The following is a 16103-nucleotide window of genomic DNA, read 5'->3' as shown; positions in this document are numbered from 1 at the left end:
CTGCAACAGGTTACCTGATATTTTTGAAGAGACGGCTCCAACGGATGCCGCTTTCACCATAACTCATCCAGATGAGCCAGGCCTTGCCTACTACGTGATCTTCGGGTACAAAGCCCCAGAAGCGGGAATCCAGGGAATTATTACGGTTATCCCCCATCATCCAGTAATAGTTCATTTTAAAAGTATAGGAGTCAGCTGCCTGTCCGTTTATAAAAAACTTACCATCTTTTCTTTCGAGGGTATTGCCTTCATACACGCGGATGATACGGTCGTAGATGGCGATATTGCTGTCATCCAGCTTTACAGTAGCCCCTTTCTTGGGAATATACAGCGGACCAAAATTTTCATCCGTCCATTTGTAATGAGCGGTATCATGCGGGAACACCATGTTGTAATTGAAGTCCATATAATTGGCATCTTCATAAACAGTGATGTTCTTTACGATCGGGAATTGTTTCAGTGCCGTTACATTTTCCGGTGTCAGGTTATAGAGATACCTGGTTCCGTCAATCGGGTAAAAATCAGGCGCAGTAGTAGCGATGCCCAGTTCTTCCAGGCGGCTGGTATTGAGCTGGTCGCCGGTCGTTTCTACCACATATTTATGCTGGCTGCCGGAAGGTACCGGTGCCGCCTGCCCATTGATGTATACAGCGCCGTGAACGATTGTTAAGGTATCTCCCGCTTCTGCCATACAACGTTTGATGTAGTTCTCCCGTTTATCAACCGGGCGGTGGATCACTTCAAAAGAATTATGCACGGCCTGCCAGCCGTTTTGCCTCACCATGTTATAGTAACTTGGGTCTGGCGACTCAATAGCCACAGTATCTCCTTCCGGAAAGTTGAATACCACCACATCATAGCGTTTGATATCAGTAAAACCGGGTAAGCGCCTGTATTTCCATTGAATAGCTTCGGAATAGGCTTTTGTAGATTTAGTAAAAGGCATCGTGTGATGCACAAATGGCATGGCCAATGGCGTCATGGGGATACGGGGACCGTAACTGATCTTACTCACAAACAGGAAATCGTTTACCAGTAAGGTTTTCTCCATGGAAGGCGTGGGAATCGTATAAGCCTCAAAAATAAAAGTGCGGATAAGCGTGGCGGCTATAATAGCAAAAACACCCGCGTCTAACCATTCCCTTGCCGTAGATTTCTTCTTCTTTGGCTGACTTTCCTTATTTTTTTTCCAAAATGCCAGGTTCATTCAAGTGCGCTTATTAGATGCTTAAAAAGGCAAATATAATATTCTGTTGGCAGCCCGTAGCTTTTCCTTGTAAAAGTTTTCTTAAAAGTTGCTTAAAGATCTTTTCTTTTTACTCATTATCTTTTATATTAATTTGTTAAATCGAACTTTAAAATGCAAAAATTTGTTGGATATCTATGCCTGGAATAAACTCTTTTACTATAAAGGATATTGAGCACTTTACCGGTATAAAAGCGCACACGATACGCATCTGGGAACAACGGTATCAGCTGCTTCCTCCCAAAAGGAAGGATACCAACCACCGTGTATATGATAACAAAGACCTGAAGGGCTTATTACGTATTGCCTACCTGTACCACCACGGGATGAAGATTTCCCGTATTGCCGCCTTATCTGAAGCACAACAGAATAAGTTGTCCGTAGAAATAGCTGCCGGCGACAACCAGTATGAACTGTACATAAACGAGCTGATTGAAGCCACGCTGGACTATGACCAGCTTCGTTTTGAGATCATTTTCCAGCAGTTGGTACAACTGGCCGGCTTTGAAAAAAGTATCACCCACGCCATTTATCCCTATCTTGAAAAAGTAGGCATATTGTGGCTTACAGGCAGTGTTACCCCTGCACAGGAACATTTCTCTTCCCAGATTATCCGCACTAAAATACTGGTGGCAATTGATAGCCAGGAAATGAATGATCAGGCAGATGATCACTTTCTGCTGTTCCTGCCCGAAGGAGAATTTCACGAAATCCCCCTGTTGTATGTGCATTACCTCTTAAAAAAGCACCGTAAAATAGTCACGAACTTTGGTGCCAACATACCATTGAGCGACCTGAAACCCTTTGTGGCAGCCAAAAAAGTGACACATATTTACACACATATGCTCACCAACATGACCCGCAAAGCGATGAACAGCTTTGCAGAAAAGCTGGGCAACATGTATCCGCATATCAATATCCTCCTGTCTGGTCCGCAAACAAAGCATATCAGCATGTCATTACCCGCCAATATGCGGATCATGCATTCATTAAAGGAACTGGAAAGGATGCTTTAAAGATTGGCTTCCAATATGGCATTGATTTCCCTGGCCCGGTTTAATACCATAAAGTGGCCGCCGTCAGGGATGACATGGGTAGGTTTTACAAATTTGATGGGAAAAGGCATGTCTTTGGCGCCATGAATATGCACCAGCCCTTCGGGAATGAAATCATTTTCCCAGTGTAAAACGGTATTTACAGCCCAACGCAGGTAATGATAGTCCCGCTTCGCGAGATATTCCGACACCAGCTTTTTCTCTGCTTCGGTTTCTATATTCAGAAATTTTTTGACAATAATATCCCTTTGCCGGTAAAGGATACTGTCAGGAAGATGTTGCAGTCCCAGTTTTCTCACCCAGTTGTAATATGGTGGCTTCTCTGCGGTAGTTTTAATGCTGGAGAGCAGGATATTTTTCTCCACGGGTATCTGCCGGGCTATTTCCAGGCTCATAATACCGCCAAAGGACACACCTATCAGGGAAACCGGTCCATCAGCAGTTATGCCCTGCGCCATACGGGCGGCATAACTACTGATAGGCTCGTTCTCCAAAGGAGCTATCCAGGGCAGAAAATGTACCTCATAGCCGGGCGGGTAGCACAGGTTATTAAAGATGCGCTCATCCGCACCTAATCCGCTGATAAGATACAGGTGTCTGGACATGATACTCAGGAACTGATTTTTTTCTTGTCGCGGTTTGGTACTACGAAATCATCCACATCTTCTGTGCTGATGGTTTTGCCGGAGAGGATCACCAGTCTTTCCACCACATTGCGCAGTTCGCGGATATTACCGGACCAGTTATGGTTTTGCAATGCCTTCATGGCATCTTTGTCTATTGCCTTGCGGGCAATTCCATATTCGTTGCAAACGGTGTCCAGGAAATTATCTACCAGCAGGGGCACGTCGTCCCGGCGGTCATTCAGGGAGGCTACATGAATGAGGATAACGCTCAACCGGTGGTAGAGATCCAGCCGGAAGTTTTTTTCCTCTACTTCATGGAGCAGGTCCTTATTGGTAGCTGCTACTACCCGTACATCCACACTTATTTCCTTATCGCCGCCTACACGGGTGATCTTACCTTCCTGTAATGCACGCAGTACTTTAGCCTGCGCGCTGAGGCTCATATCACCTATTTCGTCGAGGAAAAGGGTACCGCCGGTAGCTTGTTCAAACTTACCGATGCGTTGCTTTACAGCAGAGGTAAAGGACCCTTTTTCGTGGCCAAACAATTCGCTTTCTATCAATTCACTTGGAATGGCCGCGCAGTTCACTTCCACCATAGGACCGGCGGCGCGGTTGCTGCGTTCATGCAGCCAGCGGGCTACCAGTTCCTTTCCTACCCCGTTGTCGCCGGTAATCAGTACGCGGGCGTCTGTGGGAGCCACTTTTTCAATTGTCTCTTTAATTTTGAGGATAGGCGCGGATGAACCGATCATATCCGGTACTTTATTCACCTTGCGGCGTAAAGTTTTGGTTTCTGTTACCAGCGTGGTTTTATCCATTGCATTGCGCAGGGTAATGAGCAGGCGGTTCAGGTCCGGTGGTTTGGAGATATAGTCGTAGGCGCCTTTTTTCACGGCGTCAACGGCAGTATCAATATTTCCGTGGCCGGAAACCATGACAATGGGTATATCAGGATTCACTTCCCTGGCTTTCTCCAGGAATTCCAATCCATCCATTTTAGGCATTTTGATATCGCATAGTACGGCATCATATTGTTTTGCCTGGAACATTTTAAATCCTTCTAACCCGTCCGCAGCCTCGTCTACTTTATATCCTTCATAGCTCAATATTTCCGTCAGCGTTTTGCGGATGCTTTTTTCATCGTCTATTATTAAAATGTTAGCCATAGTCAGATTTGAGATTTAGCATTACTGGTATAGTCCCGTAATTAACAGCGCCAAAATTAAATCGAATTTTCGGATTTTAAGACTTTACCATTTTGATGGTTTGATATTATACATTATTATACTATCTCCGGTAAAATAACAAAATCCGAAAATCAAAAAATTCGAAAATGAAGATATAGTCCACTAACTTTACCGGATGTATGTCTATTTTTTCCGTAAACAAATGAATTCGTATCTGTAATTCTATCCGCATATGAGCGATTTTTTCGAAGAACTGAAGCGGAGACACCAATTGGCGGCAGCAAATGCTTATCCTGCCACGGTTGCAGTAAGTGATTTTGCCAACAACCTGATTAATTGGTTATTCCCTGAACATACCGGCCAGGTGATGGCCGACCCTGTACTGCTGGAGCAATACGGGCGGCAGCTGGAAATACAGCTGGAATTATTGTTGCAACCCATGCAGCATCAGTTACCCGCCAGCGCGGAAATCATCAGCCGCACTTTCATGAACAAAGTACCAGTGATATATGATGAGTTAACGAAAGATGCGGAAGCTATTTTCCAGGGAGATCCTGCGGCCACCTGTTTGTATGAGGTGATCCGCGCCTATCCCGGGTTTTATGCGATTGCATTTTACCGGATGGCCCATGCCCTTTGTGAACTGAAGATCCCCTTGCTGCCCAGGATGATCACGGAACTGGCGCACGCCCGTACCGGTATAGATATACATCCCGGTGCTGTGATAGCGCCGTGGTTCTGTATAGACCATGGTACCGGTATTGTGATCGGTGAAACATCTGTCATCGGGCCACACGTAAAGCTGTACCAGGGCGTAACACTGGGGGCGCTCAGTATCGAAAAAAGCATGGCGCGCAGCAAGCGGCATCCCACTATCGAAGAACATGTAGTTATCTATGCCGGCGCCACCATCCTGGGCGGCGACACTATAATAGGTCACCACAGCGTAATTGGTGGAAATGTATGGTTGATCAGAAGTGTAGAACCTTTTTCGAGGATCTACTACAAAGCAGAACACAAGTTCTCTGAAACCAACCAGGAATAAAAGGTAATCCAATTCTAAAAAACATTTATAATGGCTTCTATTCTGGATCTCGTCGGTAATACGCCGATGGTGGAATTAAAAAATGTGTCCGTAAACCCGGATGTAACAATTTATGCCAAGCTGGAAGGGACGAACCCCGGAGGGAGTGTGAAAGACAGGGCTGCTTATGGTATGATCAAAGGTGCGCTGGACCGGGGCGAAATCAAGCCGGGCATCAAGCTGATTGAAGCAACCAGTGGTAATACAGGTATTGCGCTGGCGATGATTGCCAACATCTTTGGTATTGAGATTGAGCTGGTGATGCCGGCAGACGCCACGCAGGAGCGGGTACTTACGATGGAAGCCTATGGCGCCAAAGTAATACTGACCCCTAAAGAGCGGTCCATGGAAGGTTCTATTGACTATGCCAATGAGCAGATAGCCAAAGGCGGTTACTTTATGCTGAACCAGTTTGCCAACCCGGATAATTCAGGTATGCACTACAAAACCACCGGTCCTGAAATATGGAAGGATACGGCAGGTAAAGTGACGCATTTTGTAAGTGCTATGGGAACTACAGGCACCATTATGGGTGTATCCCGGTACCTGAAAGAACAAAACCCCGCCGTACAGATAGTCGGTTGTCAGCCTACAGACGGCGCTAAAATTCCCGGGATCCGCAAGTGGCCGGAGGCATATCTCCCTAAAATATTCGACAAATCACGGATAGACCGTACGATGGATATTACAGAAGAAGAAGCCAGAACAATGACCAAACGCCTCGCAAAAGAAGAAGCTATTTTTTGTGGAATGAGCAGTGGTGGTGCTATAGCAGCGGCGGTAAGGATATCAGCAGAATTACGTAGTGGCGTGATTGTTAGTATTATCTGCGACCGGGGAGACCGGTATCTTTCGAGTGATCTTTTTCAGAAATAGGAGAAAAATTTAGGGATTTCTTGATTTACGAATTTAGGAATTTAGAATGCAGCGAAGGTCTACGTAAAATCTTCGCTGCATTCTAAATTCCTAAATTCGTAAATCAAGAAATCCCTAAATTTTTATTATTTCTTCATATACATTACTTCCTTCACCAGTTTCACCGTACGCTCGATATCGGGCAGGTACATTTTAACCAGGTTAGGTGCATAATGCATAGGTGCATCTATGGCAGTGATACGGCGCACGGGAGCATCCAGATAGTCGAAACCTTCTTTCTGGATACGGTAAGCGATTTCAGAAGATATGCTGGCGAAAGGCCATTGTTCTTCAACGATTACGAGGCGGTTTGTTTTTTTCACGGATTCGAGGATAGTGAACCAATCCAGCGGACGAATGGTACGAAGATCGATCACTTCAGCTTCGATGCCTTCTTTGGCCAGCTCTTCAGCTGCACCCAACGCTACTTTCATCATTTTGTTGAAAGAAACGATGGTTACATCCTTACCTGCACGTTTGATATCTGCTTTGCCGATGGGGATGATATATTCCTCTTCAGGAACTTCACCCATATCGCCATACATCACTTCACTTTCCATGAAAACTACCGGGTCGTCGTCGCGGATAGCCGCTTTCAGCAAACCTTTTGCATCATATGGATTAGAAACAGATACTACTTTCAGGCCGGGAATATTGGCATAGTAGCTTTCAAAAGCAGTGGAGTGCTGCGCACCCAGCTGTCCGGCAGAACCGTTTGGTCCGCGGAAAACGATCGGGCAACCAACCTGCCCGCCACTCATGGCCAGCATTTTGGAAGCTGTGTTAAGGATCTGATCCAACGCCAGTACAGCGAAGTTCCAGGTCATGAATTCAATTACCGGACGCAGGCCGTTCTGAGCAGCACCTACCCCAATGGCAGTAAATCCAAGTTCTGCGATCGGCGTGTCAATAACACGTTTTGGACCAAACTCATCCAGCATCCCCTGGCTCACTTTATAAGCGCCATTATATTCGGCTACTTCCTCCCCCATAAGGAATACCCGTTCATCACGGCGAAATTCCTCCTGCAGGGCTTCTCTTAAGGCTTGTCTGAAAGCTATCTGACGCATGCTATTCTTAATAAAGTTTGAAAGTTTAAGTGCCTGATTGTCGTAAGGCAGGGCAAAAATATCGTTTGTTGGTGAAAATGCAAAGTAAACACCCGATTATAATTATTATCCACCCTGCACTCCCGTCAGATACCCGTTTTTTTATTTTTTGATCTCCGATCTCAATTAATTACAAAATTATTATATATTTATATTTTACAATTAATTGCCTTGCTGACTATTTCCCTATTACTATGATCACCTTTACTATCCTCACCATCTGCTTCCTGGCCGCCCTTTCCTTCAAAATCAAGAAAGTGAAAGCGCCGGTATTACGTACCCTTACCTGGTACCTCCACCTTACTTTCCTGGCATTTTCCGTGCTTTGCTTCCTCCTGATGCTCAACGACTATGGCTTCAAAGGCACGCAAACAGAAAGGGTATTTTATTCTCTCTATGCCGGCACGGGCATGCTGCTCTATGGTCTTTCCAAACCGGACAACGATGCCAGGTACGCCTACCTGCTATTCTTCTTCGGCTTTCCCTTCCTGCTGCTGATAGGACTGCTCCTCCCTCCTCTCCGCACCATTACACTGGTAGCCATGTTCACTTTCCTGTTCGACAGCGACTTCCACAGATATAAAATTGATGACGACTATGCCCTGCAAGCAAAAACCAGTGGCATTCTGTCTGCCTACCCCATGTACAGCCTGATTACAGATAAATATTTATTTTTTGAGAAGATAACACCCGAAGTGGTGATCCCCCGGGAACCGGTACACACCCTGAAAATGAATAAGCTGGGAAATGATAGTGTAAGGATCCGGCTGAACAGAATAGATACCGTGATCCATATTAAGTGAACAATGATGTAGGAATTTAGGAATTTCTTGATTTTGAGATTTCGGGATTTTGTTTCTATGGCATATCTGCAGAAGAAAAGTATATATGCCATAGAAACAAAATCCCGAAATCTCAAAATCAAGAAATTCCTAAATCCCTACATCCTTTCTATGATGATCGCGCTGGCGCCACCGCCGCCATTACAGATGCCGGCTACGCCGTAGCGGGCGTTTTGCTGGTGAAGGATCGCATTCAGGGTGACAACGATCCTGGCGCCGCTGCAACCAATGGGATGCCCCATGGCTACTGCTCCACCCCAGACATTTACCTTATCGAGGGAAAGACCCAGGTCTCTCGCATTGGCGATAGGTACACAGGAAAATGCTTCGTTTACTTCAGCAAAATCCATATCGGTGATTTGCAGGTTAGCTTTTGTAAGTGCCTTATCGATTGCTTTCACGGGTGTAGTGGTAAACCATTCCGGTGCCTGGGAAGCATCCGCAAAACTGATGATCTTAGCCAGCGGCTTTAATCCCAGTGCTTTCAGCTTTTCACCGCTCACCAGTACTACCGCTGCGGCTCCGTCATTGATATTGGACGCGTTGGCAGCAGTAATGGTACCGTCTTTCTGGAAAGTAGGCTTCAGGGAAGGTACTTTTTCGAAGATCACTTTTTTATAATCTTCATCTTCTGATACCGTTACTACCTGTTTGCCGGGAACTTCCACGGGTACGACTTCATTTTTGTAATATCCTTTTTCCCAGGCGGCGGCGGCACGCTTGTAGCTTTCAATAGCATAGGCGTCCTGCTCTTCACGGGTGATATGATACCCGGTAGCGCATAGCTCCGCGGCATTGCCCATATGGAAGTCCTTGTAGGGGTCCCAGAGGCCATCCCGGATGATACCATCAATGATATTACCGTGACCCAGTTTATAGCCCGTACGGGCCTTATCCAGATAGTAGGGAACGGCGCTCATATTCTCCATGCCACCAGCCACTACTACGTCGTTATCACCCAGCAGAATGCTCTGCGCGCCCAACATAATCGCTTTCATACCGGAAGCGCATACTTTATTGACAGTGGTACACGGCACGTTGTTGGGGATACCGGCTGCGAGGCTGGCCTGGTTGGCGGGCGCCTGCCCCAGGTTGGCGCTGATCACATTGCCCATGTATACTTCATTCACCTGGTCTGCACTGATACCGGCCCTTTCCAGTGCCGCTTTCATGACGGTGGCTCCCAGCTTTATTGCTGAAACGCCCGCCAGGGCGCCATTGAAAGAACCAATAGGGGTACGTGCCGTGGCTACTATAAATACTTCTTTCATCTGATAAATAAGATTGGTTTGGCTATCAAAATTAATCTATCAAATATATGGAAAGATGATGAATCAATGGGGATGATCAAACAGGGACCGGAGAATTTATCTTATGTTTGTAGTTGGATTAAGACCGTGATATCTCAAAACTCCATACAACAAATCCTCAGCCGCATAGATATTGTGGAAATAGTGGGTTCCTTCGTGAAATTGAAAAAAAGGGGCGCCAACTACATGGGCCTGTGCCCTTTTCATAACGAAAAATCACCCTCTTTTACCGTATCTCCCAGCAAAGAGATCTATAAGTGCTTTGGTTGCGGCGCCAGCGGCAATTCCATCAGCTTTATCATGGAGCATGAGAAGTACTCCTATGTGGAAGCGATCAAATGGCTGGCACAGAAGTACCAGGTAGAGATCGAGGAAACAGAAGTGAGTCCTGAGCTGAAGCAGCACCAGCTGATGGCAGACAGTCTCTTCATCATCAACAACTTCGCCCGCGAATACTTTACCGATACCTTGTTCAACAAGGAAGAGGGACAGAATGTGGGACTCAGTTATTTTGAAGAACGCGGCTTCACCGAGGAAACAATCCGGAAATTCCAGCTGGGATATTGTCTTAACACCTTCGACTCTTTTGCAAAAACGGCGTTGGATAAAGGCTACAACCTGGAGTACCTGCAAAAAACAGGGCTGGTCACTATCCGTAACGATCAGCCGGCAGATAACTACCGGGGGCGTGTCATCTTTCCTATTCACAATCAGTCCGGTAAAATACTGGGCTTTGGTGCGCGTATCCTCGTCAAGTCAGACCGGGCGCCGAAATATATCAATTCTCCCGAAAACGAGATCTATGTAAAAAGCCGGGTACTGTATGGTACCTACTTTGCGCGACATTCCATTGATAAACTCAATGAATGTTTGCTGGTAGAAGGCTATACCGATGTGGTATCCCTGCACCAGGCCGGTGTGGAAAACGTGGTAGCCTCCAGTGGTACCTCGCTCACACAGGACCAGCTGCGCCTCATTAAAAAATATACCAACAACCTCACCATCCTGTATGATGGTGACAGTGCCGGTGTAAAGGCCGCCTTACGCGGTCTGGACATGGCCATAGAGGAAAGCCTCAACGTAAAGCTGGTACTGTTGCCGGATAAAGAAGATCCGGACAGCTATGTACAGAAAATAGGCGCCGCTGCTTTCCGCACTTTTATTGATGAAAATAAACAGGACTTCGTACTGTTCAAGCTGCAACTCAGCATGCAGGAAGCCGGTACAGACAGCAATAAGAAATCACAGCTGGTAAATGAAATTGCCGAAACAATTTCCAAGATAGATAAGGCAGAAGATTTTACCCGTCAACAGGATTACATCCGCCAATGCAGCCAGCTACTCAAAATTGATGAGCAGGGACTGATTGCGCTGGTGAATAAATTCATCCGGGAGCGGCTTGTAAAACGGGAGCAGGCCAATACCCGCAATAATGCGGCTGCCCCACCCGATGATGCCCTCAGTGAAGAAGCCATCGCCGCCATGGAAGCGGCAGAAACAGGCTTCTCCGTATCCTCCCTGCTCAACAGGGACGAAAAACAGGAAAGGGAACTGGTAAAAATACTGCTGCGCTTTGGGGATATGGCTTTCAGTGAAGAAGAACAAAATACAGTAGCCGATTATGTGTTTCGCCTTCCCTACGACTTTGAGTCTCTGGCAGATAGTGAGATGGTAAAACGGATCCTGCGCGAGTACAAGCAATTGTATGATGCAGGAAATACACCCGATAAAAAATGGTTCCTGTATCACCAGGATATGGAACTGAGTAAATATACCGCCGAAATCCTGGAAGACCGGGAAGCCGACCTGAGCATCAACTGGAAGGAAAGGTTCGAAATAGACACCGTTTATGGTGATAATGCCTACCTGAAAGACACCATTTCCACTACCAACTACCTTATCCTTCGCAAGATCAAAAGACTGATCATTGAAAACCAGGAAGAAGCCGAAAAAGCAACAGAAATGGACCAGATCATGCGATGCCTGGAAATGCAGGTACACCTGAATACACTGGAAAAGGAACTGACCCAGGGATTGGGTACCGTTGTTTTCAAATAGCCGTTACCGTTATGAATTTATTCTTTCCCATACCTGGAAAGAAAAAGGGTACTGATTCTTCTCATCCCACTCATCATGCCGCTCATCGCTCACCAGGTTCCATTCACTGCCATGAATAGCCGGAAAGAATGCATCTCCTGGCACAACTGCGTACACCCTTGTAAGATAGATGCGTTGTACTAACGGCCACGCCTGCTCGAAAATCTGTGATCCACCGGTAATAAAAAGTTCGGTTCCTTCAAAAGTATTGGCTTTTGCAATGGCTTCCGGAATGGAAGGCACTACGAACGCGCCTTCGGGATTAAAATCATGCTGCCGGGTAATAACAATATTTGGCCTGCCCGGTAAGGGTTTGCCCAAAGATTCAAAAGTTTTGCGACCCATAATAATGGGCTTGCCCATAGTGGTGCTTTTGAAATATTTCAGATCAGCCGACAGGCGCCAGGGCAACTGGTTGTTGATACCGATCACATTGTTTTCCGATACGGCTACGATAATGGATACCATCATAATTTATACAGCTACAGGTGCTTTTATGGCGGGATGAAACTGGTAGTTCACCAGTTCAAAATCTTCATATTTAAAAGAAAAAATATCTTTTACTGCCGGGTTGATCTTCATCACGGGCAGCGGGAATGGTTGTCTGCTCAATTGCAGTTCCGCCTGTTCCACATGATTACTGTACAGGTGTACATCGCCGAAAGTATGGATAAAGTCGCCTGCTTCCAGGTCGCATACCTGCGCCATCATCATCGTCAGCAAAGCATAAGAGGCAATATTGAAAGGTACGCCCAGGAATACATCTGCACTACGCTGATACAGCTGGCAGCTAAGTTTACCGCGGGTTTCCCCTTTAGCGGCATCCGGTGGCGTTACATAAAACTGGAACAGGCAATGACAGGGGCTCAACGCCATTTTGGATAAATCGCCCACATTCCAGGCGTTTACGATGATACGGCGTGAATCGGGGTTCTTTTTAATGGTATCCACGGCCATGGAAATCTGGTCAATCACTTCCCCATCGCGGGTTTCCCAACTACGCCATTGTTTGCCGTATACAGGTCCTAGGTCACCGTCCTTATCCGCCCATTCATTCCAGATGCTCACACCACGTTCCTTTAACCAGGCGATATTGGTATCTCCGTTTAAAAACCACAACAATTCGTAAATGATAGATTTGAGATGCAGCTTTTTGGTAGTTACTACAGGAAAGCCTTCCTGAAGATTAAATCTCATCTGGTAGCCAAAACAGCTGGTAGTACCGGTTCCGGTACGATCTGTTTTAACGGTACCCTCTTTTATGATATGTTGTAATAAAGATAAATACTGCTCCATAAGGCGGCAAGTTACGAAGATTTGGAAGTAAAAAATATAAGATAAATAATGCAAATAAAAAAGGAGGTTATCATGTCAAATTTCCGTAAACTAACATAGAATTCTCATGTTACAACAAGTCAGGACACCGGAAATACCTGAAATTCAGCCCCTCATTTGAAAAACCACAAAACAGCCGGAGCTGAAAGGGAACCACCAAAGCAAGTTAAGCAATATAAAACGACCAAAATTCTGAAACAAACTGCTATCCCAAAAATTTAAATTTCATTTCAGATGATGCTGTAACCGCGTTTTATCTATCCATAACAATCTAAACCATTTCATGCTATGCTTCTACCAAAATCCGGCATGCTGGTATTGCTTTGCCTGTGCAGTACCCTCGCATTGTTTGCGCAACAGAACATTTCGGGTAAAATAAGTGATGCCGTTAACGGCAATCCTATTCCCGGCGCAACTGTGCGCATCGCCAACAGTAATAAAGGCACTATTTCGGATGCCGGCGGCGTTTATTCGCTGGTTGTTCCGGCCAATGCTTCCAGCCTGATCATCAGTTCCACCGGTTATAAAACCAAAACAGTATCCTTACCACCGGGTACTGCTGTGGTGAATATATCAATGGACGAAGATTTCGCACGGCTGGATGAGATAGTGGTCACTGGCTTGGCCACCACCATCAAGCGAAGCAACCTCGCGAATGCAGTAGCCACTATTTCCAGTAAAGAACTGAATGGTGTGGCGCCTGCGCAGACCTTCGACGCAGCACTCAGCGGCAAGGTACCCGGGGCACTCATCACCGCCAATTCCGGCGCGCCGGGAGGCGGGATCTCCGTAAAACTGCGTGGTATTACCTCTGTTTTTGGCAACTCCCAGCCCCTCTATGTGGTGGATGGGATCTTCTTCAACAACAGCAGCATTCCCGCAGGACTGAATGACGTAACCGGCGCCGCTACTGCCGGTAATCCCAACAACCAGGATAATCCTTCCAGCCGTATTGCGGACCTCAACCCGGAAGACATCGAAAACATTGAAATCCTGAAAGGCGCTTCCGCCGCAGCGATGTATGGCGCCAAGGCCGCAGCCGGCGTAATTATCATCACCACAAAAAAAGGAAAGGCCGGTAAAAGCAAGGTTACCGTCAACCAGGAAGTAGGCTTTACGAAAGTCCGCCACCTGATAGGCGTGCGTACTTTTACCGCTGAAACTGCCGCCGATCTGAAAGGAGATGCCAGCAGCAACGACCCCGAGGTGATCGCCAACCGCGCCTGGATTAAATCCAAATTCGAAGCGGCACAAAGCGCCGGAAAAATATTTGATTATGAGAAAGAAATCTTCGGACAAACCGGCCTGGTACTGAATACCGGCGTGGCCCTCAGCGGAGGCTCCGAAAAAACAACCTTTTATCTCGCCGGTAATCGCAGACAGGAAGATGGTATTATAAAAAATACCGGTTATTTCAACAACTCTGTCCGGCTGAATATAGATCACCGTATTAATGATCGTATATCCGTTTCCGTTACTACCAATTATATTAACTCTTCTTCCGACCGCGGGCTGACCAACAACGATAACAATGGGGTTAGCTATGGAGTAGCCTTATCTACCACACCCGATTTCGTGGACCTGCATCCCAATGCGCTGGGCGAGTATCCACGCGATTCCTTCGCCAGCTCCAACCCTATCGAAACCCGCGACAAGATGATCAACAACGAAGGTACTAACCGCTTCGTAGGTGGCGGCAACCTAGATATCCGGTTGCAGCAGAGCGACCACTCCACTACCCGGGCCATCGTGCGTGCGGGCGTGGATTATTTCAACTTCAAAACAACCGCCCTCTTTCCCCGCGACCTGCAATTTGAAGAGAAAGCGCAACAGGGCCACTCTATCCAGGGCAACACCAATAACATCAATACCAATCTGGCCGGTTTCCTCGTCAACACGTTTACACCCAGTGAAGCGGTCAGTCTTACCAGTACGGCCGGCGCCACACTGGAAACGGGTTTTATGGACAACATCGTAACAGTGGCCACCAACCTGGTGTCGGGACAAAGCAACCTCGATGCCAGCGGTAATACCACTACCCGGCAGTTCCGGCAAAAATACCGCGACAACGGTATCTTCGTACAGGAAGACCTCTCGTTGATGCAAGCCTTTACCTTCAGTGCCGGCGTACGTTTCGACCGGTCTACCAACAACGGCGACTATCTTAAACATTACGTATTCCCTAAAGGCGCTTTCTCCTGGAACATCACCAAAATGAAGTTCTGGAATATGGATAATGTGGATAACCTCAAGCTGCGTATCGCTTATGGGCAGTCCGGCAATGTGCCGCCTTATGGCAGCAAATTTACCGGCATGCTGGGAAGCAATATAGGCGGCTTCCCCGGCGTATTGGTGGATAACCTGCTGGGTAATGCAGACATCAAGCCGGAGCGGCAATCCGAGCTGGAAACAGGGCTTGATATCAGTATCTTTCATGGCCGTGTAAGCCTGGAAGCCACTTACTATAACAAACGGATCTACGACCTGTTATTACGCCATGCTTTGCCCGGCTCTACCGGCTTTGCCAACGAATGGAAAAATAGTGGTGACCTCACCAACAACGGTGTTGAACTGGGCTTAACCCTGATCCCGGTAAATACACCCAATTTTAAATGGACTTCCAACATCAACTGGTGGCGCAACAAGTCTAAAATAACCAGGCTCTTAATTCCTCCTTATTCTGTTGGTGCATTTGGTAACTCACTGGGTACTTTTTACCTGGAAGAAGGTAAATCAGTCACCCAGATCAAAGGTAATGTAGGACCGGATCTGAAGCTGCTCGGCGATGCGGAACCCAAATTCCAGATGAGCTTCTATAATGAACTGACCGTTTTCAAAAACTTCTCGCTGCGGTTTCTTATTCACTGGAAAAAAGGAGGCGATAACATCAACCTGACACAATTGCTGACAGATGGCGGCGCCACCTCCGCAGATTATGATGACCTGATCGATGGCGTTAAAGCAGGTGTTTTCAGACCCAGTGCAGGAGATGCCGGTATCTATGTGCAGGATGCTTCGTATGTGCGTATCCGTGAGGTAGGAATTTATTACAATGTGCCATTGAAAAATACCAATGTGGTGAAGGCGATCCGTCTGGGTGTATCTGCCAATAACTTTTTCACGTGGACCAAATATGTGGGTTATGATCCGGAGGTATCCAACTTCGGCAGCAATACCATCACTACCGCGCAAAGCCGTGGCAGCAACGGGTTATCAACAGGTGTGGACGTAACGCCTTTCCCTGCTTCCAAGAGAGCCAGCTTCCATGTTGGTGTTGATTTCTGATCATTATCT

Annotated in this window: 13 protein-coding genes; 6 read left to right on the top strand and 7 right to left on the bottom strand. The window is 46.7% G+C overall.

Annotation, left to right across the window (positions count from 1 at the left end; translation table 11 throughout):
* Positions 1-10: 10 nt before the first annotated feature.
* On the bottom strand, positions 11-1207 hold the full coding sequence (gene lepB / locus ABQ275_RS03885) for a signal peptidase I (RefSeq protein ID WP_349316958.1): 1197 nt from the start codon (positions 1205-1207) through the stop codon (positions 11-13).
* 176 nt (positions 1208-1383) lie between these two features.
* On the opposite strand from lepB, the gene ABQ275_RS03880 reads away from it, so the two are divergent.
* Positions 1384-2262 carry a MerR family transcriptional regulator gene (locus ABQ275_RS03880; RefSeq protein WP_349316957.1) on the top strand — a complete coding sequence of 293 codons (879 nt, stop codon included), beginning with the start codon at positions 1384-1386 and terminating at the stop codon, positions 2260-2262.
* On the opposite strand, the gene ABQ275_RS03875 is transcribed toward ABQ275_RS03880, so the two are convergent.
* Both ABQ275_RS03875 and ABQ275_RS03870 read right to left on the bottom strand, forming a co-directional pair.
* Entirely contained in the window at positions 2259-2906 is a 648-nt protein-coding gene (locus tag ABQ275_RS03875; RefSeq protein ID WP_349316956.1) for an alpha/beta hydrolase, read from the bottom strand. The genes ABQ275_RS03880 and ABQ275_RS03875 overlap by 4 nt on opposite strands.
* Before the next feature lie 5 nt (positions 2907-2911).
* Positions 2912-4096 (bottom strand): sigma-54 dependent transcriptional regulator, encoded by a 1185-nt coding sequence (locus tag ABQ275_RS03870; protein ID WP_349316955.1) that lies wholly within the window; start codon positions 4094-4096, stop codon positions 2912-2914.
* A 253-nt stretch (positions 4097-4349) separates the two neighbouring features.
* Between ABQ275_RS03870 and ABQ275_RS03865 the strand changes: the two genes are divergently transcribed.
* A complete protein-coding gene (locus tag ABQ275_RS03865) occupies positions 4350-5162 on the top strand; it encodes a serine O-acetyltransferase (protein WP_349316954.1) in 813 nt (270 codons plus the stop codon).
* Positions 5163-5192: 30 nt separating this feature from the next.
* Positions 5193-6077, top strand: a complete 885-nt coding sequence (gene cysM / locus ABQ275_RS03860) for a cysteine synthase CysM (protein ID WP_349316953.1) — start codon at positions 5193-5195, stop codon at positions 6075-6077.
* A gap of 125 nt (positions 6078-6202) precedes the next feature.
* Here cysM and ABQ275_RS03855 read toward each other — a convergent pair whose 3' ends face one another.
* Positions 6203-7186: a pyruvate dehydrogenase complex E1 component subunit beta gene (locus ABQ275_RS03855; RefSeq protein WP_349316952.1), complete on the bottom strand. Its 984-nt coding sequence runs from the start codon at positions 7184-7186 to the stop codon at positions 6203-6205.
* Between the two features lie 233 nt (positions 7187-7419).
* Between ABQ275_RS03855 and ABQ275_RS03850 the strand changes: the two genes are divergently transcribed.
* The gene (locus ABQ275_RS03850) at positions 7420-8028 is read left to right on the top strand and encodes a hypothetical protein (protein ID WP_349316951.1); all 609 of its coding nucleotides are present in this window, start codon (positions 7420-7422) and stop codon (positions 8026-8028) included.
* 137 nt (positions 8029-8165) lie between these two features.
* On the opposite strand, the gene ABQ275_RS03845 is transcribed toward ABQ275_RS03850, so the two are convergent.
* Positions 8166-9338 carry an acetyl-CoA C-acyltransferase gene (locus tag ABQ275_RS03845; RefSeq protein ID WP_349316950.1) on the bottom strand — a complete coding sequence of 391 codons (1173 nt, stop codon included), beginning with the start codon at positions 9336-9338 and terminating at the stop codon, positions 8166-8168.
* Between the two features lie 18 nt (positions 9339-9356).
* On the opposite strand from ABQ275_RS03845, the gene dnaG reads away from it, so the two are divergent.
* Positions 9357-11435, top strand: a complete 2079-nt coding sequence (gene dnaG, locus ABQ275_RS03840) for a DNA primase (RefSeq protein WP_349316949.1) — start codon at positions 9357-9359, stop codon at positions 11433-11435.
* A gap of 9 nt (positions 11436-11444) precedes the next feature.
* On the opposite strand, the gene ABQ275_RS03835 is transcribed toward dnaG, so the two are convergent.
* Entirely contained in the window at positions 11445-11945 is a 501-nt protein-coding gene (locus tag ABQ275_RS03835) for a dihydrofolate reductase (protein ID WP_349316948.1), read from the bottom strand.
* 3 nt (positions 11946-11948) lie between these two features.
* Positions 11949-12770 (bottom strand): thymidylate synthase, encoded by an 822-nt coding sequence (locus tag ABQ275_RS03830; protein ID WP_349316947.1) that lies wholly within the window; start codon positions 12768-12770, stop codon positions 11949-11951.
* Between the two features lie 327 nt (positions 12771-13097).
* Between ABQ275_RS03830 and ABQ275_RS03825 the strand changes: the two genes are divergently transcribed.
* On the top strand, positions 13098-16094 hold the full coding sequence (locus tag ABQ275_RS03825) for a SusC/RagA family TonB-linked outer membrane protein (protein ID WP_349316946.1): 2997 nt from the start codon (positions 13098-13100) through the stop codon (positions 16092-16094).
* The last annotated feature ends 9 nt before the right edge of the window (positions 16095-16103 follow it).

Source organism: Chitinophaga sp. MM2321, assembly GCF_964033635.1.
Taxonomy (GTDB): Bacteria; Bacteroidota; Bacteroidia; order Chitinophagales; family Chitinophagaceae; genus Chitinophaga.
This window is presented reverse-complemented; position numbering and strand designations above follow the sequence as displayed.